The 19,129-nt window shown below is 34.7% G+C and carries 20 protein-coding genes; 8 read left to right on the top strand and 12 right to left on the bottom strand.

Translation table 11 applies throughout. The annotated features are described in order from the left end of the window. Positions 1-20 precede the first annotated feature (20 nt). From obgE to ACH2AZ_RS10290, 3 genes are read right to left on the bottom strand one after another with little or no spacing between them, the layout of a single operon-like run. A complete protein-coding gene (gene obgE / locus ACH2AZ_RS10300) occupies positions 21-1,031 on the bottom strand; it encodes a GTPase ObgE (RefSeq protein ID WP_379043511.1) in 1,011 nt (336 codons plus the stop codon). A gap of 6 nt (positions 1,032-1,037) precedes the next feature. Then, positions 1,038-1,616, bottom strand: a complete 579-nt coding sequence (locus tag ACH2AZ_RS10295) for an adenylate kinase (protein ID WP_394907781.1) — start codon at positions 1,614-1,616, stop codon at positions 1,038-1,040. After that, a complete protein-coding gene (locus ACH2AZ_RS10290) occupies positions 1,609-2,148 on the bottom strand; it encodes a phosphoribosyltransferase (RefSeq protein WP_379043517.1) in 540 nt (179 codons plus the stop codon). The genes ACH2AZ_RS10295 and ACH2AZ_RS10290 overlap by 8 nt, the downstream gene beginning before the upstream one ends. Before the next feature lie 133 nt (positions 2,149-2,281). Here ACH2AZ_RS10290 and ACH2AZ_RS10285 point away from each other — a divergent pair, with 133 nt between their 5' ends. The 4 genes from ACH2AZ_RS10285 to ACH2AZ_RS10270 all read left to right on the top strand — a co-directional run bounded on the left by ACH2AZ_RS10285 (position 2,282) and on the right by ACH2AZ_RS10270 (position 6,702). Continuing rightward, positions 2,282-3,442, top strand: coding sequence for a 5-(carboxyamino)imidazole ribonucleotide synthase (locus ACH2AZ_RS10285; RefSeq protein ID WP_394907780.1), 1,161 nt, complete (start codon positions 2,282-2,284; stop codon positions 3,440-3,442). 101 nt (positions 3,443-3,543) lie between these two features. Continuing rightward, the gene (gene purE, locus ACH2AZ_RS10280; protein WP_394907779.1) at positions 3,544-4,035 is read left to right on the top strand and encodes a 5-(carboxyamino)imidazole ribonucleotide mutase; all 492 of its coding nucleotides are present in this window, start codon (positions 3,544-3,546) and stop codon (positions 4,033-4,035) included. Between the two features lie 94 nt (positions 4,036-4,129). Then, positions 4,130-5,209, top strand: a complete 1,080-nt coding sequence (locus ACH2AZ_RS10275; protein ID WP_394907778.1) for a hypothetical protein — start codon at positions 4,130-4,132, stop codon at positions 5,207-5,209. A gap of 2 nt (positions 5,210-5,211) precedes the next feature. After that, positions 5,212-6,702 carry a hypothetical protein gene (locus ACH2AZ_RS10270; RefSeq protein WP_394907777.1) on the top strand — a complete coding sequence of 497 codons (1,491 nt, stop codon included), beginning with the start codon at positions 5,212-5,214 and terminating at the stop codon, positions 6,700-6,702. Positions 6,703-6,796: 94 nt separating this feature from the next. Here the strand turns inward: ACH2AZ_RS10270 and ACH2AZ_RS10265 are convergent, their stop codons facing one another. Beyond that, entirely contained in the window at positions 6,797-6,955 is a 159-nt protein-coding gene (locus tag ACH2AZ_RS10265; RefSeq protein ID WP_379043532.1) for a hypothetical protein, read from the bottom strand. Positions 6,956-7,188: 233 nt separating this feature from the next. On the opposite strand from ACH2AZ_RS10265, the gene ACH2AZ_RS10260 reads away from it, so the two are divergent. Then, positions 7,189-9,216: a M3 family metallopeptidase gene (locus ACH2AZ_RS10260; protein ID WP_394907776.1), complete on the top strand. Its 2,028-nt coding sequence runs from the start codon at positions 7,189-7,191 to the stop codon at positions 9,214-9,216. A gap of 91 nt (positions 9,217-9,307) precedes the next feature. Here ACH2AZ_RS10260 and ruvC read toward each other — a convergent pair whose 3' ends face one another. Continuing rightward, a complete protein-coding gene (gene ruvC, locus ACH2AZ_RS10255) occupies positions 9,308-9,859 on the bottom strand; it encodes a crossover junction endodeoxyribonuclease RuvC (protein WP_379043538.1) in 552 nt (183 codons plus the stop codon). A 56-nt stretch (positions 9,860-9,915) separates the two neighbouring features. Between ruvC and ACH2AZ_RS10250 the strand changes: the two genes are divergently transcribed. Next, positions 9,916-10,830 carry a hypothetical protein gene (locus tag ACH2AZ_RS10250; RefSeq protein ID WP_394907775.1) on the top strand — a complete coding sequence of 305 codons (915 nt, stop codon included), beginning with the start codon at positions 9,916-9,918 and terminating at the stop codon, positions 10,828-10,830. A 1-nt stretch (position 10,831) separates the two neighbouring features. Then, complete coding sequence (locus tag ACH2AZ_RS10245) at positions 10,832-11,953, top strand: glycosyltransferase (RefSeq protein WP_379043544.1); 1,122 nt, start codon at positions 10,832-10,834, stop codon at positions 11,951-11,953. Positions 11,954-11,956: 3 nt separating this feature from the next. On the opposite strand, the gene ACH2AZ_RS10240 is transcribed toward ACH2AZ_RS10245, so the two are convergent. The 5 genes from ACH2AZ_RS10240 to ACH2AZ_RS10220 form a co-directional block, all read right to left on the bottom strand. Beyond that, a complete protein-coding gene (locus ACH2AZ_RS10240; RefSeq protein ID WP_394907774.1) occupies positions 11,957-12,364 on the bottom strand; it encodes a hypothetical protein in 408 nt (135 codons plus the stop codon). Positions 12,365-12,554: 190 nt separating this feature from the next. Further along, a complete protein-coding gene (locus ACH2AZ_RS10235; RefSeq protein WP_394907773.1) occupies positions 12,555-13,130 on the bottom strand; it encodes a glutathione peroxidase in 576 nt (191 codons plus the stop codon). Positions 13,131-13,197: 67 nt separating this feature from the next. Further along, positions 13,198-14,364: a tetratricopeptide repeat protein gene (locus ACH2AZ_RS10230; RefSeq protein ID WP_394907772.1), complete on the bottom strand. Its 1,167-nt coding sequence runs from the start codon at positions 14,362-14,364 to the stop codon at positions 13,198-13,200. After that, positions 14,365-15,882, bottom strand: a complete 1,518-nt coding sequence (locus ACH2AZ_RS10225; protein ID WP_394907771.1) for a M56 family metallopeptidase — start codon at positions 15,880-15,882, stop codon at positions 14,365-14,367. It lies immediately after the preceding gene. A gap of 1 nt (position 15,883) precedes the next feature. Continuing rightward, positions 15,884-16,243 carry a BlaI/MecI/CopY family transcriptional regulator gene (locus ACH2AZ_RS10220; RefSeq protein WP_379043557.1) on the bottom strand — a complete coding sequence of 120 codons (360 nt, stop codon included), beginning with the start codon at positions 16,241-16,243 and terminating at the stop codon, positions 15,884-15,886. Between the two features lie 187 nt (positions 16,244-16,430). Between ACH2AZ_RS10220 and ACH2AZ_RS10215 the strand changes: the two genes are divergently transcribed. After that, positions 16,431-16,934 carry a DUF456 domain-containing protein gene (locus tag ACH2AZ_RS10215; protein WP_379043560.1) on the top strand — a complete coding sequence of 168 codons (504 nt, stop codon included), beginning with the start codon at positions 16,431-16,433 and terminating at the stop codon, positions 16,932-16,934. Here the strand turns inward: ACH2AZ_RS10215 and ACH2AZ_RS10210 are convergent. Together ACH2AZ_RS10210 and ACH2AZ_RS10205 are read right to left on the bottom strand one after the other, a co-directional pair. After that, positions 16,931-17,482, bottom strand: a complete 552-nt coding sequence (locus ACH2AZ_RS10210; RefSeq protein WP_379043563.1) for a nitroreductase — start codon at positions 17,480-17,482, stop codon at positions 16,931-16,933. The genes ACH2AZ_RS10215 and ACH2AZ_RS10210 overlap by 4 nt on opposite strands. A gap of 8 nt (positions 17,483-17,490) precedes the next feature. Next, positions 17,491-18,627 carry a DegT/DnrJ/EryC1/StrS family aminotransferase gene (locus ACH2AZ_RS10205; protein WP_394907770.1) on the bottom strand — a complete coding sequence of 379 codons (1,137 nt, stop codon included), beginning with the start codon at positions 18,625-18,627 and terminating at the stop codon, positions 17,491-17,493. Positions 18,628-19,129: the final 502 nt, after the last annotated feature.

The following is a 19,129-nucleotide window of genomic DNA, read 5'->3' as shown; positions in this document are numbered from 1 at the left end:
AACAAATCACTAATTAAGTTTTAAATAGGCTTTTTATTTAAGTTTTCCCATAATACATCTTTTAATTGGGCTATTCCTTGCTGCGCTACAGCTGATATAAATAAATAAGGAATTTTATCAAAATAGGCATCGAGTTCTTCTTGTTGTTCAGATTGCAGCTCTTGATCGAGCATATCGCTTTTAGAAATAGCCACAACCCGATCTTTATCTAATAATTCTGGATTGTATCGACGCAATTCATCCAACAAAATCTCATACTGTTTTATGACATCATCAGCATCACAGGGTATTAAAAAAAGTAATGTAGAGTTTCGCTCAATATGCCTTAAAAATCGATAACCTAGCCCCCTACCTTCTGCTGCTCCTTCTATAATCCCGGGAATATCAGCCATTACAAAGCTTTGGTAGTCGCGATACTTTACAATACCCAAATTGGGCTTTAAAGTGGTAAACTCATAATCGGCTATTTTGGGTTTAGCTGCCGTGATAACCGAAAGTAATGTAGATTTTCCTGCATTAGGAAAACCAACAAGACCTACGTCTGCAAGTACCTTCAACTCTAAAGTTATATCCCGCTCCTCTCCTGGTATGCCCGGTTGTGCATAACGAGGTGTTTGATTTGTAGAGGATTTAAAATGCCAATTTCCTCTTCCTCCTTTTCCGCCTCGAGCGATAATAATTTCCTGATTATTTTCAGTTATCTCATCTATGATAGCCTGGGTATCAGTATCTCGAATTACGGTTCCTAATGGCACATCGATATACACGTCTTCCCCATCGGCTCCCGTGCTTCTTTGTTTTCCGCCATTTCCGCCGTGTTCTGCTTTGATATGGCGTTTAAAATTAAATTCGTAGAGCGTCCAAAGGTTTTCATTACCACGAATAATCACATGGCCCCCTCTACCGCCATCTCCGCCGTCGGGACCGCCTTTAGTAATGTATTTTTCTCTATGCAAATGCATAGAACCTTTTCCGCCATTACCTGAGCTAACGTGTAATTTAACGTAGTCTATAAAATTTCCTTCTTTCACTTCTTTTTAGTTTTCTAACTTATCGATTACTTGACAAATTCTTTCGGTAATTTCGGCGATGCTGCCTACTCCATTAACACCAAAGTACTTGTTCTGTTTTTGGTAAAATGATTTTACCACGGCCGTTTCTTTATGGTATACCTCTATTCTTTTTCGAATTACTTCTTCGTTGGCATCATCTTTTCTACCTGAAGTTTTACCTCGTTCCAACAATCGTTCAACCAGAACCTCATCATCTACCTCTAGGGCAATCATTGCATCTACTTGTTCGTCGTGTTTGGCTAAAAAGGCATCAAGCGCTTCTGCTTGAACTTTTGTACGAGGAAAACCATCAAAAATATATCCACTTGCTGGCTTTTGCTTAGACACCTCATCTTTTAACATGTCAACGGTTACCGAGTCTGGAACCAATTGCCCTTTTTCTATAAAGGATTTGGCTTGAACCCCCAATGGAGTATCATTTTTCATATTATACCTAAAAATGTCTCCGGTAGATAAATGAATTAAGTTATACTTTTCTTTAAGTATGCTTGCTTGTGTTCCTTTACCGGCTCCTGGAGGGCCAAATAATACTATTTTAATCATGTTGTGTTTCGATTAATTGATAAACTTCGGGTAAATTTCTTCCTAAACCATCATAATCTAATCCAAATCCTACTATGAATTTATTGGGTATTTCTATTCCGATATAATCCAAAGAGTGGTTTTGATGATAAGCTTCTGGCTTATAAAATAAGGTTGCAATCTTGTAACTGCTCACCTCCTGATTTTCTAAGATATTAATAATTTTGGTTAGGGTATGTCCTGTATCTACAATATCCTCTAAAACGATTACATCTCTTCCTTTTAAGTTATTTACGCCGATAAGCTCTTGCACTTGTTGAGTGGTTTGGGTACCTGCGTAAGACCTTAACTTGGTAAACTCTACTTCGCAATTTCCACTGATTTTTTGCGTTAAGGCTGCTACAAAAGGAAATGCTCCATTAAGAACACCTAGAAAAACAGGGGTTTTTCCTGCATAGTCTTTTTGGATTTTCTCTGCCATTTTACTTATAGCCGAGTCAATTTGAGACTTATCAATAAAAGGAGTAAAGGTAAGATCGTGAATTTTTATCATAGATCTAAATTAAAATCAGGCTGCAAAGATAAATATTTCGAATTAAAGATAGCGACTTCAGGCAAACCAATTCTTATAAAAAACTTGTTTAATCTAGTTGATAAATCTTATTTTTGCCCAAACACAACACTACATGAACTATTTCTCTTCAAATTTTACGCTCGGTATCTTAGGTGGTGGGCAATTGGGTAAGATGATGCTTTATGAAACCCGCAAATACGACATTTGCACAAAAGTAATAGATCCCAACCCTGCTGCTCCTGCACGTTTGGCCTGTGATAAATTTGTGGTAGGTGATCTTATGGATTACGATACCGTAGTAAATTTTGGTCAAGATGTAGATATTCTTACTTTCGAAATTGAATCGGTTAATATCGAGGCTTTAGAGTATTTAGAGCAAAAAGGTAAATTGGTTTATCCTAGCGCTTCTACTTTAAAGAAAATACAAAACAAAGGAGACCAAAAAGAGTTTTATTTAAAAAAAGAAATCCCTACCGCTCCTTTTACCAGGTATCAAAGTAAAGATGAGCTTGTCACCGATTGGGCTCAAAAAAAGAAAACTTTTCCTTTTATCTGGAAAAGTTGTACAGGAGGTTATGACGGTAAAGGGGTTGCCGTTATAAAAAACAAGGAAGATTTAATTCCTTTACCCGATGTGCCCTGCATCGCCGAAGAAATGATTCATTTTAAAAATGAATTAGCGGTAATTGTAGCGCGAAATGCCAATGGAGAAGTAAAAACTTATCCCGTTGTCGAAATGGAATTCCACCCAGAGGCCAATCAAGTAGAGTATGTTATTTGCCCTGCTAGAATTGCAGATGAGGTGGCTCAAAACGCTAGAGCCGTGGCGCATAAAGTTTCAGAGTCTTTTGAACACGTTGGCTTGTTGGCAGTAGAATTGTTTCAAACACAAGATGACCAAATTCTAGTAAACGAGGTCGCACCCAGACCGCATAATAGCGGGCACTATAGTATCGAAGCGAGTTTTACCAATCAATTTGAACAGCACATTCGTTCAGTATTAAATCTACCTTTAGGGGCAACCGAAAGTAAAGTAGGTGGAGTGATGGTTAACCTTGTAGGTGAAGAAAACTATAACGGTCCGGTACATTATCAAAATATCGAAAAAATTATGCAGTTACCCGGGGTAACACCGCACATTTACGGCAAAAAAGAAACCCGCCCTTTTAGAAAAATGGGACACGTTTGCATAGTTAACAAAGATTTAAATCAGGCTCGAAAAATAGCTGAACAAGTGAAGCAGTCAATTAAAGTAATAAGCTTAACAAAATAGACAAACCACAGTAATAATAATCATTAGATTTACTGGTTTTTTTATGCTTAACGGATTTAATCCGGTTTAACCGAAAATAAGAACAATAAAAAATTATTACCATGAGTAAAGTAGGGATAATTATGGGAAGTACAAGTGATCTTCCAGTAATGCAAGAGGCGATTGATATTTTAGCCGGATTCGATATTGAAGTAGAAGTTGACATTGTATCGGCGCACAGAACACCAGAAAAATTATTTGATTACGGAAAAAACGCTCACGAGCGTGGTTTTAAGGTTATTATTGCAGGCGCCGGTGGTGCAGCTCACCTACCTGGGATGATTGCCTCTCTTTCTCCGTTACCGGTGATTGGAGTTCCTGTAAAATCGAGAAATTCTATTGATGGCTGGGACTCTGTTCTTTCTATTTTACAAATGCCAGGTGGCGTTCCTGTAGCAACTGTAGCTTTAGACGGAGCTAAAAATGCTGGTATTCTTGCTGCACAAATTATTGGTACTGCAGATAAATGTGTGCTCGATAAAATTATTACTTATAAAGAAGGACTTAAGCAAAAGGTGATTGAAGGAGCAAAAAACCTTAGAAATCACAACTAATTTTTAAATCTTCCTTTAAACCTCATTAATTTTTTTTACAAATTGATGAGGTTTTTTTATACATTTTATTCATCTTTAGTAAAAATTTATACGTATGTCTAAAATTTATTATTTCATAAGCCTTCTATTTATTTGCGGATGGCAGTTATCTGCTCAAAACACTAATATAAGAGCACTGCAATTGGTTGAAATGGCCAAAGAAAAGCTAGATAAAAATTATGAATTTAATCAAGTAAATTTTGATTTTATTTATCAGTTAAATAAAGATGAATTGATTGATGAGTTGCAAATAGAAATTAAAAAACATAGCGAACTAGGAGCTCAAGCTACTAAGCAGTTGCAACGCAAAGTAGAAAAACTAATTGATAAAGAACCCTTATTAACCAACCAGTACAAAACATTAACCCAAGGTAAAGCAAGTATAACTAACAAAAAGCTTCAATTCAATGACTTTACAAAGAAAGCAAAAGGTGGCGATTCTATTGGATTCATTTCCCCCACCACTCCTATTTATGAAATTTTAACCGAGCAACTTGATAAAGACGACACCTACCAATTAAAGTCGGGTATGTTCACTTGCCAGGAAAATGCTAATTTAAATCAATGTAATAATTATACAGCTAATACAGAAAATTTGAAATTAGATATTGAGGAAGCCCTAGAAGATTCAAATTTGACTTCGCGAAAGTTTGAGTATGATTTCTTATACCAAACCTATAATTATGACTACAGCATTAAATCAATTAAAGAAATGGATTCTACAGCTATTGCTGAAATTGAGTTTAAACCTAAAAAAGAAAACGCTTCCTATACTGGTAGTATGCACATCGACCTAAAAACTCAAGCAATAGTAAAACTGAACTATCGTTTGTTACCAGGTCACACCACAGCTTCTTTTAATGCCAAATTCTTATTGGGCTTTAAAACCGTAACTACCGAGCTAGATAAAACAATTATTTATCAAAAACTAGCTAATGGTAAATACTTTCCTGCGCATCTTATAATTCATAAAACAATTAAATTATGGGGTAATAGAACTATTAAGCTTAAGGGGAATAAAAGCAATAATCGATTAAAGTTAGAATTTACAAAAGGCAGTAAAGAAAAGATTAAACAAAAGATGCTTTTTAACCAAGCAACGCCAATGGCCCAATCTTCATCTGACATCAAATAGTAATGCCATCTTATGCTCTTAAATTAATTTGCCTCTTACTCCTTAATCTCACTTTTACTGTAACCTGTTTAAGTCAGCAATTAACCGGTAAAATTATAGATCAAGAAGCAAATCCCGTGGCATATGCACACATTCAATACAGGGATCAAATGGGTGTTGCCAGCAATTTAAAAGGTGTTTATACCTTAAATCTACAAGATTACCCCGCAGATGCTATTTTTAAAATAAGCGCATTGGGTTATAAAACTGTAATACTGCCAGTTAGCGAACTAAAAGAAAAACCAAGGATTACTTTAGTTGCTTTGGCAGAAGAACTTGGAGAAGTGATTTTGACAAGTCAAAAATTAGATATTCATGACCTACTTCAACAAGTCTATTTAAACTATAGAAAAAACCATAATGCAAACGGCTTGTGTTTTGAAGTGCTCATGCGTGAAAGCGATGAGAACCATCTAAAAGATGCCGAATTTGAGGTAGACAAAGCTAGCTTTTTAAGCAAAGCTTTAACACAAAAATTTAATCGGCAAATTAAAGAAAGTCTAGCCAACTCTAAAAACAATTTACCCAGCCAACAAAGACAAATTGAGTCAAAAATATATATCACCCCAAACCAAGATTCTTTAAAATTAAAATTGTTGCAAGTCAATCAACTTAGGAACGAGCGATACCTTGCACCTAAAAACAATTTTTTAAAAGAGACCTTTCGACTCATTCAACAAGGGCTCGATAGCGAAAATACCTTTAAAATAAAGTCTGGGATGATTCCTCTGGGTAAAAATCACAAGGTAAACCAACTTTTTCAAATTGACAGCAGTCAAAGTAAAAGTATTAAAACAGAAAATGAACGTGATTTTTACAAAAGCCTATTTTTTAATCGCAGTCCGCTTAACCTAGATCAATATGACTTCATCCAACAGTTTACTAATTACAACTGGAAACACGTTAAAACTAGATTGTTTCAAGATGAATTGGTTTATGAATTGCACTTTACTCCAAAAAATAAAAAAGCCGATTATTCTGGCAAATTATATATAAGCAAGGCTAGCAAAGCCATCTTACAAGCCAGCTACCAACTAGCAGAAAACCGTGTAGACCGCAATATTAATCTCAAATTTTTATTAGGCTTAAAATATGTGGCAAATGTTCACCAAGCTAAAGTAATATTTAAGCGAGATAGTACAAGCAATCGATATTTACCGCAATACATAAATTGGAAAACAGGCCAGTACATTTACATAAATAGGCCATTAAAATTAAAAGAAAACAATACTAAGTCTAGCGAAAAAACAAAACTTAAATTAAACTTTAAAATAGAACAGCAAAACAATGTTTTAAATGAGTTGATGCTAATTAATCCTCAACCCATTGCTTTCGCGGATTTCAAAGCGGTTAATGAAAAAGAGAAGCTAAAAATTCTTTACACACCAGCTTTTGATGAATCATTTTGGCTGCGTTATAATAAAGAGCTAGAAGCGTCTAGCAGCAACGAATAGTTACCGTTTATTTTTCCTGATTGCTTCAACTTCTAGCCATAAACTAGAGTTTCAAAAAATAACATTCAATAATTATAGCATATAAATTAAAGCTTCAAGAATCTAAATTAGATTTGTTTTTTAAAGATATCCTATATAATACAGCTGATCCTAAACCTATAAAAACAGCCGTTTTAAGATCAAGATTAGCTGCAAAATAAAGGAAAAAGCTAAGTGACAATCCGCCTAATAAATGAATAAGATTTTTTTTCATTTAGTATTTTTTAATTAATTATTAGTTTTAAATTGTGTAAGCTTACGCCGGAAAAATAAGAAAACAACCATATGAAAAGCGTCAAATTCTAAAATACAATTCTGATTTGCAGCATAATAAATATTTTAAAATATTAAAAACGTAATATTATATGCCAAACTTTTTTTGACTAAAAATTAAGACCTCAACTCTCCTACTCTTTGTATCTTTACACTTGTACAGAAAAATAAATTATGAGTCAGGAAAACCCATTATTGGAGCCTTTTGATGCTGCTCCATTTTCTAAAATAAAAAATGAACATTTTAAACCGGCTTTTCAAGAAGCTATAAAAAAAGCAAAAGCAGAAATTGATAGCATTACTTCTAATGAAGAAACGCCAACTTTCGAGAATACCTTAGAAGCTTTAGAATTTGCAGGTGAAACCTTAAGTCGAGTTTCGAGCATATTTTTCAATTTAAATTCGGCAGAAACAAATGAAGAAATTCAGAAAATAGCGCAAGAAGTTTCTCCTTGGTTAAGTGAATTCAGTAATGATCTAACCTTAAATGAAGAGTTATTTAAACGTGTAAAAAGCGTTTACGAGCAAAAAGACAGCTTAGAACTGAGTGTAGAACAAAAAACACTGCTCGATAAACATTACAAAAGTTTCACAAGAAACGGGGCTAATTTACCAGAAGATAAAAAAGAGCAACTTCGAGAAATCGATAAAGAGCTTTCTAGACTTTCACTTTCGTTTGGCGAAAATGTTTTAGCAGAAACCAATCGTTACGAGCTTCATATTGAAGATGAAAAAGATTTAAAAGGTTTACCAGAAAGCGAATTAGAAAATGCTAATTTATTAGCTAAAGCAAAAGGAAAAAACGGCTATATTTTCACGCTTCAATACCCGAGTTATATCCCGTTTATGAAGTATGCAGAAAACCGAGAACTGCGTAAAAAACTTTCGATTGCTTTTGGGGCAAAAGGTTTTCAGAATGATGAATATGACAATCAAGAAAATGTATTGAAGATTGCAAAACTTCGTCACCAACGGGCTAATTTATTAGGTTACAAAACCCACGCGCATTTTGTTTTAGAAGAACGTATGGCAAAAAGCCCTGAAAAAGTAAATGAATTTCTTAACGAAATGCTCGAAAAAGCGAAACCTGCCGCAGAACAGGAATTTAAAGAACTAGAGCAATTTGCAAAAGAATTAGATGGGATCGACCATTTAGAAAAATGGGACAGCGCTTATTATGCAGAGAAGCTAAAACAACAACGCTTTCAATTAGATGATGAAAAGCTCAAGCCTTATTTTAAACTCGACAATGTAATTCAGGGAGTTTTTACGGTAGCTAAAAAATTATATGATCTACATTTTAAAGAAGTTTTCAATATAGATAAGTACCACGAGGAGGTAAAAACTTATGAGGTTTACGACGGTGATCATAACTTTATGGCACTATTTTATGCCGATTTTCACCCGAGGGAAGGCAAGAGAAATGGCGCTTGGATGACCATTTATAAAGACCAGAAAATGAAAGACGGTAAAAACGAGCGTCCGCATGTTTCTAACGTTTGTAATTTTACCCGACCCACTTCTAAAAAACCGTCCTTACTTACTTTTAATGAGGTTACTACATTATTTCACGAGTTTGGTCACGCGTTGCACGGCATGTTAGCCAACTCAACCTACCCTAGTTTATCGGGAGCTTCTGTGTATTGGGATTTTGTCGAACTGCCTAGTCAAGTTTTCGAGAACTGGTGTTATGAACCAGAAGCCTTAGCTTTATTTGCTCGCCATTATGAAACCGATGAAGTAATTCCGATGGAGTTAGTTGAGAAAATAAAAAAATCGGCCAACTTTCACGAGGGAATGCAAACGGTACGTCAATTGAGTTTCGGGATGTTAGATATGGCTTGGCACGCTGTAGACCCTACAAACATTAAATCTGTAAAAGAAAACGAGTTAGATGCCTTTGAAAACACTAAATTGTACCCTGATGTGGCAGAGAACTGTATGAGCACTTCATTCTCTCATATTTTTCAGGGTGGCTATTCGGCGGGTTATTATTCATATAAGTGGGCAGAAGTTTTAGATGCCGATGCTTTTGCGTATTTTCAAGAAGAAGGAATTTTTAATAAAACCGTAGCCGATAAATTTAAAGACCATATTTTGAGTAAAGGAGGTACTGAAGATCCAATGGTTTTATATAAACGCTTTCGCGGAAAAGAGCCTAACCCAGAGGCTTTACTAAAAAGAGCAGGGCTTTTAAAATAGTACAAATTGCAATAGGGATAGTAGCAAGCTACCGTGTAGCGCGGATAGCCCGGCCCTCTCTTGAAAAAGAGAGGGATTGCCCTCTTGCGCATTATTTTATCTTTTTAGGGTTTTGCTTTACAAAAGCGGCCCAACCACTGTAATTTTTGCTTTGTACTTTTTTACCAGAGTTGTAGTGATGGCATACAGCAGCAGCTAAACCATCGGTTGAATCAAGATTTTTGGGCAAACTCTTTAACTTCAAAAGACTTTGTAACATTTTGGCGACCTGTTCTTTGCTGGCGTTACCATTGCCAGTAATAGCCATTTTTATTTTTTTGGGCGAATATTCGGTAACGGGAACTTCACGACTTAAACCGGCGGCCATCGCAACTCCTTGGGCACGACCTAGCTTTAACATAGATTGCACGTTTTTTCCAAAAAAAGGTGCTTCAATAGCAATTTCATCGGGATGATAGGCATCGATCAGAGATAAAGTGCGCTCAAAGATCAATTTTAATTTTATATAGTGGTCATCATATTTGGTTAATAAAAGTTCGTTGAGTTGTAAAAACTCCATCTTTTTATCTTGAACTTTAATAAGTCCAAATCCCATTATGGTGGTACCTGGATCTATACCCAAAATTATCTTTTCTGTTTTCAACTGCTATTTTATTTGTTTCTTTGCGTATGCAAGTATGTCAGCACAAAGCTAAGCAAATGTTTTTAGTTGGCCTCAAATGGTTTCTGTTTGGGGGGCTTTGCATTTTTATTTATTATCAATTATCATCTCAATTCACAATAGATAAGATCGTCTTTACAGAGCGAAATATTGGTTTTTGGGGTATACTTGGTTGCCTATGCTTTACGCTTATAAATTGGTGGCTAGAGATACTAAAATGGCATATATTAACTTTAAGTTTAAAGCTTAAGTCTTTCAAAAATTCTATTCAGGAATATTTGATTGCGCATGCTGTAGGTGTATTAACCCCTAACAAAATAGGTGAATTTGGCGTTAAAACTCTATTTTACCCAAAGAATCACAGAAAAAAAATTTTAAGCCGTAAAACCTGGGCAAGTTTTTCACAAATGCTAGCTACCTTGTTTTTTGGTTTTTTAGGTTTGCTCTTCTATATCCTTATACAATCTATAATTCCCGGTTTAAGTAAAGCGCAAGTTTATTTTATTTTTGGTATAACGGTTGTTTTTATTTTTATAATCTTAGTTGAATGGCGATACCAGTTTATTAAAAAATGGATGCAAACTCGGTTAAACTTTACGGATATTATACCGCTACCAACAAAAAGAAAAATTGTAGCTTTAAGTTTTGCAAGACATTTGGTTTTCTCGCACCAATTTGTATTGGTTCTAATGCTCTTTGAAGTACAAATTTCTTATAGCAGCGCTATTTGCGGAATTTGGTTGGTTTATTTGCTTGCCAGTATTATTCCTCAATTTTTATTTTCTGACGCGCTTACCAAAACAGGGTTTGCCGTAGTTATTTTTAGCTTATATTCAAATCAACAAGCAACTATTGCTTTGGCGGTATTGATAATGTGGTGTTTAAATTTTGTACTTCCCACACTTCTAGGTGCTATTTTAAATTTGCTTCATCCTTACAAAACCACAGAATAATATGATAGCTATTAGTTTTTTCATACTCTATGCGTTGGTTTTAATTTGGTTGAGGCACGGAGTTAATCAGGTAAAATATAGGTCAAAAACAAGTAAAACATCCTCGATTAGATTTAGCATTTGTATTCCTATGCATAATGAAGCTAAAAATTTGCCCGGATTATTAAAATCAATCTTAGATTTAGATTATCCTCAAGAGTTATATGAAATTATTTTTATTAATGACCGCAGCACCGATGAAACTGCTTCAATAATTACAAGCTTTAAAAAAGAAAATCCAAATCACAACATAAGGCTACTTCATCAAGAGAAGGCTCAACAAGCACCCAAAAAAGAGGCCTTGATTTTAGCCATTAATGCCAGCCAGTTTTCATATATCGCCACCACAGATGCCGATGTTTTATTGCCTAAAAGTTGGCTGAAAGGTTTTGCACACGAAATCTCAATGAACAAAGCAAAGCTCGTTGTAGGACCGGTTACTTATTTAGCAGGTGAAGGTTTTTTAAATCAATTTCAAGCGCATGATTATTTAAGTTTACAAGGGGTAAGCCTAGGTAGTTTTGGTGGAGGATCTATATTATTTTGCAGCGCGGCCAATATGGCTTATTGCAAAGATAGTTTCCTTGCTTTAGGTGGTTTTAAAAACAATTTGCATATTAGTAGCGGTGATGACACATTTGTTCTCGAAAAGTTTAAAACTAGTGGATTACCCATTGGATATAGCTTAGTTTATGCCGAACCGGTTTTTACCTATCCTTTGAAATCGTGGCGAGATTTATTTATGCAACGTGTTCGATGGGCAGCAAAAAACACACATTTAAACTTTGGATGGAATCAATTAATAGGCGCATTGGTTTTTATTGTCAATGCTAGTTTATTAATTTTATTGATTCTAGGCGGTCTTTTTAAAATTAGCTATATTTTTCTTTCTGGTGGACTTTGGGTTTTTAAGTTATTAGTTGATATGGCTTTTTTAAGAGCGACCGCAAAAAAAATAGGTGTTCCTTTTTGTTCTCATAAATTTATTTTTTCTGCCTTAGTTTACCCTTTTTTTGTGGTATTGATTTTTTTATTTTCTTTAAAAGGTGGCTTTAATTGGAAAGGAAAATATTACAAGCGCTAGTAATTATTCACTAATGATTTGAACAGGAAGTTGGAAGGTAGTTTGTACTGGAACGCCACGCTTTTGAGCAGGATATACTTCGGGTAAGTTTTCTATAGATTCGGTTAGCCATTGTTTTAATTCAGGTAGTTGATGGGCTAGGCCTATATTTTGCTTTAGTGAATCAACAAAAATTTCCCCTTTTCGTGTAATTTTAAAATAAACCACCAATTGTTCATGAATAGAATCGGTTACCAAAGCGTGCTGCTTACTCAACTCTTCGATCACCCACTTTGTAAGTGTTGTCTCAAAACAGCGCTGTTGTGCTTGGAGTCCGTCGCAATGGGCACAACTTTTAAATACGGGGTATTGCTCTACTTGGTGCCAGTCAATTTGTTTTAATTCTTCCTCTACCAAATCATTTGGATTCATTTTTTGTTTTTCAAAAAATGAACAGCTGCCTAGCAGTACCAAACACAGTATAGCTACAATAACTCTCATAAGGTAAAAGTAACGAAACTAAATATAAAGATAATCTAAAAATAACTTTTATTATCCTGCAAAAAAAACCAGTAAGATATTAATCCTACTGGTTTATAGTTTACTATCAAAAAAATTCCGACTAGCTCTGTTTGATCCAACTTACTACAGCCTCATCTGTAGGTAAGGTAGATGAAGGTAGCGTTTTCACTAAATAGCCTTGTTCATCTATTAAATATTTCTGAAAATTCCATTTCACTTCGCTATCCATTACACCATTTAGTTCTTTTTGAGTTAAAAATTTATAAACTGGGTGTATATCACTTCCTTTTACAGAAATTTTACTCATCATTGGGAAGGTCACCCCATAATTGGCTTCGCAAAATTGAGCAATTTGTTCTTCGCTACCGGGCTCCTGATTGGCAAAGTTATTAGCCGGAAAACCAATTATCACAAAATTATCATCTTTAAATCGCTCATACAAAGCCTGCAGGTCTTTATATTGGGGAGTATAACCACATTTACTGGCGGTGTTCACCAACATTACTTTCTTGCCTTTTAATTCGCTTAAATTAAAGGTTTCACCATAAATATCATCAACACTATAACTATAAATGCTTTGCTTTTCCATGTTTTTCGAATCCTTGTATTGCTTTTTCTGCTGGCCACAAGCTGTTAAAGTAAATAAAGCCAAACACGCGTAGATAAAATTCTTCATACTTTTTCTTTCAAAGGTACAAACAAATGCTTGGGTAAACATTCGGGTTAATTATTTTAAGATTTATTTATGGCTTGTTGCCTAGAGTTTGCTTGTAATGTTTCTCTTTTTTTAAATCTGATATACGGTACTTCGCTAAATTTATCCATTTCTGTACATCGGGTTTATTTTTATACTTTTCTATAAAAATGTTATAATATTTTATTCGTAAATCTAAATCAGCATAATAGTTATCGGCGGCATTAGCCAGTTCAAAACCACTCCTTATCAAATCGGGATTTTCTAAAATCGCAAGTTCGAAATACCGCATTGCCTCTTTATAATTTCGCTGTTGTTTGTAGGTAATTCCTAAGGATTGATATAGCGAACTTAGATCGGGTTTACTCAATAAAAGTGCATAAAGCAAGTGCTTCTCGGCAAGGGTGTAGGATTCCTCTATATTGTAAAGTCGCCCCAAATATATATGAGCCGTTGCATTTTTATCATCTTGTTTTATAACTTTTTTAAAACAGCCAATTGCTTTTTGATTTTGTTTATGCCTAATGTAACAAACCCCTAATTTTTCATAAACCTGCTCAGTTTGGTAACCTGACTCAATTAAGCTTTCAAACAAAACAATGGCTCGCTTTGTATTTTGAAGTGCATAAGCATTTAAGCCAGCCAAAAGTAGCCCTTTAGTATTTTTCGGAATTATTCTTAAAGCCCTATTTATATAATTGTCTGATTCTTTAAAATTCTTACGCTTGTAGTTAAATAAAGCCAACTCATAAAGACTATTAAAATGATTAGGATTAATTTCAATGCTCTGTAAAAGCGGTTTATGGTAAGGCTTTGCTTTAGACACTTTACGGATTAAAGCTAACTCATAATAAAAGTTAGCCTGATTGGGATATTGTTTTATTAAATCCGTGAAAACGCTATCTGCTTTTTTATAATTTCGATTTACTTTAAGCAATTTCGCATAGTTGATTTTAGCTACGACCAAATCGGGATTAATCCTAATTGCTTGCTTATAGGCTTTAATCGCCGCATTTAAATTACCAAGTGCCCTATAGCTATTGGCCATTTTCTCATATATACCAACGCTCTTTGGTTTTTGCTTTTGATATAAATTGAGGGCTTCGTCGTATTGTCCGATAGTAAACAAACTATCTGCTAAAGCAAGGGTCGAAGTTTGTGCTTCGACCCGCTGAAAAATTCCTATTAAAATAAATAAACTCAAAATTCTTAACATCTAGTCAATTTTAAATATAATAGGTAAACTATATAAAACATTAACTGGTTTACCGTCTTGCATTCCAGGTTGCATTCTAGGTAGACTATTCACTACTCGTTCTGCTTCTTTTTGTAATTCTGGGTGAGAAGCACGAGAGTCAACATCTTTAATACTACCATCCTTGGCAATAACAAATCGTACATAAACCCTATTTTTTCCAGTCAAACCAAGTCTTTTCCCTAAACCAACATCAAAATTATTATTTACAAAATCTTTTATTTTATCACTAAAACATTGTTTTCTTATTGTATTATTAGATCCTTCATCACAACCTGGATAAGTAGGTACCGTTTCTATAGCTGAAAAAGGAACACCATCAGTTTCTATATTACTATTCTTATCGAAATCATAAACTTTTTTATTTTCGCCATCTGTAATGACTAATTTATACATCACTTTATCTTCAATTATTTTTTTTGATAATTCTCTAAATCTACGATTTTCATCATCAGTCAAATTATTAATATCTTCCACTTCGATGACTCCATAATTCTCTGTCCCATCAGTCAAAAGCCATTCTGTAGGAGGAGCTGGCGGTGGCGGTGGGGCTGGAAGCTCAGATTGATTAGTTTCTACGGTTTCTATATTTTCTGAACATGACACGTACGTGAGCATGGCTGCAATTAGCGGCAAAACAATTAAATACTTTAGCTTTGCTTGCGCAGCTGATTTTGATTTTTGTAACATAACGATTCGTTTTTTGATTAATGAATGATTAAAGAATTGATTGATGAATGATATGTGATGAGTCCCAAAAGCTACATTAAGTAAACTTTGGTAATAATTAATTTTTGATGTATTCTGCGTAACGTATTCATCGGCTATAAATTCATGCAGACTTGTTATTTGTCTTTGGTAAGCAAATACCGCAGGATGAAACCAAAACAAGAGTTTTAAAATTTCAAAAAACAATAAATCAAGACTGTGGTTTTGCCTTACGTGAACCCATTCGTGCTGTAATATGTGTTGTCTTTGCTTTTCCTTAATTTCGCTACCTATAAATATTTGATTGTAGAATGTACAGGCAATTCTGCTGTTTTGTATTTCGCTATAAAAAATACCTTCTTGTTGTTTTTGAATTCCACTTTTCTTGAATTTTCTAAACTGATTCCATTTTTTTATCAGAAGCAAGAAAGCGACGCAAAAACCAATTCCATAAAAAATTAAAAACCCATTTTGCCATAAAAATTGACTCCAATTAAAGGCTTCCAAATTATTATTCCCGGCTTGAATTTCTTCGGCTGCGACCGCAAAATCACCTAATAAAACGGGTGGTAAATTAATAAATGTTGCCCCCGTAGAATCTTTTGGTCTTAAAAAATCTAAGGTTATGAATGGTAAAAGCAGGGCCAAACATGGAGTTATTAGTAAATAGATGCGATTGTAGTTAAAAAAAGTTTCCTTTTTGAAAAACAACAGGTAAGCCACATAAAAGACCGCTAAGAATAAACTGAATTGTACTGTATATAATTCCATCTTATTGTTTTTTATTAATTTCTTTTAAAATCTCCTCCAATTCTGCGGTGCTCATATCATTTTTTTTTACAAAAAAAGAAAGCATACTCTTCATAGATCCATCAAAATAGTTGTTCATAAGCTTGGTCATAGAAAATTTGCTGTAACTATCTTTTTTAACCAACGGAAAATAAATATGCCCTCTCCCAACTTTTTTATAACCCACAAAACCTTTACTTTCTAAAATTCTTACAATCGTAGAAATTGTGTTATAAGCGGGTTTTGGTTTTGGCATCTCCTCTATAATAGATGCCACATTCGCTTCTTCTAATTTCCATAGTTGTTGCATTACCTCTTCTTCAGCCTTGGTCAATTCTTTCATATAGCAGTTTTTTCTTAAAAAGTTATTTTTAATTCAGTAAAAAATATACCTCTCTGGTTCATTTAAATTATAATGTCTATTCAAATATAACTAAATTTTTAGTTTAAACTAATTTTTTAGTTATAAAATTAAATGCATGAGAATTAAATAAAAAAAGTACTTTTATCTCGAAATCAATTTCAAAAAGATGGATGTATTTTTACTTATTTGTGGATTTTTGCTTTGTTGTACTGGAATTGCAGGTAGTTTTTTACCCGTTTTACCAGGTATTAGTCTAAGTTGGTTAGGTTTAGTGCTGCTGGCTTTTACAAAGGCCGTGCCCGCAAATTATTGGCTTCTAGGTATCACCCTATTCATTTGTATTGTCATTTTAATTCTAGACTACATCATTCCTGCCCAAGGAACAAAAAAGTTTGGAGGAGGAAAGGCCGCTGCTTACGGCACCAGTATTGGCTTAATAATTGGGCTTTTTGTACCCATACCATTTGGTTTTTTAATAGGTGCTTTTCTAGGTGCATTTTTGGGAGAATTATTATTTGTTAAAGCAAGCACATTTAAGAAATCATTGAAGGCTGCAGTAGGTTCTTTTCTAGGGTTTTTAGCCTCTACCTTTATGGCTTTTTTTACTGCCTGTATTTATTTAGGAATATTTATTTACCAAGTGGTAATACACTGGAATAACTTTTTCTAAACCCATTTAACATAATTTATAAGTTCTGGGCGTTCGCGCTTTACTAATTCAGCTTCACCGGGCACACCTAAATAAAACAAACCCAAACAACGCTCGTTATCAGCAGTTTTCAAGTAGCTAGGAATTTTATCTATTAAACTGGGAGAACTCCAATAACCTCCTAAGCCTTTTGCTGTTGCTCCCAACCATAAATTTTGAACCGCCATCGCCGTAGCCGCTAGCTCCTCCCATTCAGGTACACGCTTTTCTGGGTCTGGCTGCATATTGATAACCACTATATGACTGCTATTTAAAACCTTTTGTTTTAATTTATTATACTTAAAGTCAGAGAATTTAGCAGCAGTATTTTTATATGTATTCGCCAAAAATTCCGCAAAAGCAATTTTAGCTTCACCGCCTATGACATGGAAGCGCCAAGGAAAAGTCTTACGATGGCTAGGCGCCCAATGAGCCAATTCTAATAATTCTGTAATCTTTGCGTCAGGAATAACCTCTCCCGTAAATTGATTAGGAAAAATACTTCTTCTTTCTTTAATCGTGCTTTCCATACTACTATTTATAAAAATTTTTTAATGACAGCTGCGACCCTTAGCTTGTCAGCATCGGTTAAATTTGATCCAGAAGGTAAACATAGGCCATTTGCAAACAAATCTGATGCCACTGTTTTGCCAACAAAAGGCGCATCTTTAAAAACCGGCTGCAAATGCATAGGTTTCCATAACGGACGAGATTCTATATTTTCCTTTTCTAATGCTAATCGTAATTCTTCTTTATCCCAATTCCTTTTTGTTTTTGTTGGATCAATTAAAATAGCACTCAACCAATGGTTAGAATAATATTCTTCAGTTGGTTCCTTAAAAACTTCTACGCCACCGGCATCTTTAAAAAGTTCTCTGTAAAATTCATTCATTTTACGCCGAGCAGCAATATGCTCATCCAAAACCAACATCTGTCCCCTACCAATACCTGCGGCGATATTGCTCAACCGATAATTATAACCTATTTCGGAGTGTTGATAATGGGGCGCGGCATCTCTTGCTTGAGTAGCTAAAAAAATAGAACGCTCTTTGGTGGCCTTATCCTTACAAACTAAGGCACCCCCACCACTAGTTGTAATAATTTTATTTCCATTAAAAGATAGAATTCCAAAATCACCAAAAGTTCCACAGGCCTGCTTAGCATAGCTGCTACCCAATGCTTCTGCCGCATCTTCAATAAGCGTTATATTATAAGAATCACAAAGGGTTTTAATCTCTTGTATTTTAGCGGGCATTCCATATAAATGAACAACAATCACCGCTTTGGGCTTTTTATGATTAGCAATAGCAAAATCAATGGCCTGTTTTAAAGCCAGTGGGCAGATATTCCAAGTTTCGGGTTCAGAGTCAACAAAAATCGGTTTAGCCCCAAGATAGGTAATCGGGTTGGCTGAAGCCGAAAAGGTCATACTTTGGCAGAGTACAAAATCATCACGTTCTACCCCAGCTAAAACCAAACTTAAATGTAAAGCTGCCGTACCACTAGATAAAGCCGCTACGTGTCTATCCCCTAAATATTTCTCAAGATCTTTCTCAAACCCAATAACGTTAGGACCCAAAGGGGCAATCCAATTTTCATCGAAAGCAGAATGAATGAAATCTAATTCTTTGCCACCCATATGCGGTGAAGACAGCCAAATTTTTTCTAAACTCATAAATTAAAAATATGGCATAAAAATAAGCCTTTATTTATAATTTAAACACCTTATATCTTTATAAAGTTAAAAGGATAATGGCGTTCCCTTTTTATAGAAAAAAGGTCGGGCTATCGCTACTCGCTTTGCGGGCATAGGCCCCGCAAGAGCTTAAACAAGCCGCTCTATCCCTAACGCAAAAATTACAAACGCATCATTCAACCTATTCGGTTTTTATAAGCCATACCCAACAGCTGCGTTATTGTTATCGGTTTATTAAGTATTAAGCCTAAGCTGGGCTAAAGCTAATGATCCTTTAGCACTTAAAAAAAGCTGGTCATTTATTCTATAACCTCCTTTAAGCACAAGCCACTAAGACGTAGTATAAAAAACCAGTGGATATGAGCCCCAAGAGCTTAAAACGATTCGGGAACTACTTACTTTTATAAACAAAAAAAAAGCACCTATCTTTCGATAAGTGCTTTAAAAAAAGGCGGCGACATACTCTCCCACAAAATAGCAG

This window comes from uncultured Mesonia sp. (assembly GCA_947499595.1).
In the GTDB taxonomy this organism is placed as follows: Bacteria; Bacteroidota; Bacteroidia; order Flavobacteriales; family Flavobacteriaceae; genus Mesonia; species Mesonia sediminis.
The sequence above is the reverse complement of the archived record's forward strand: the minus strand, read 5'-3'. Positions and strand labels throughout refer to the sequence as shown.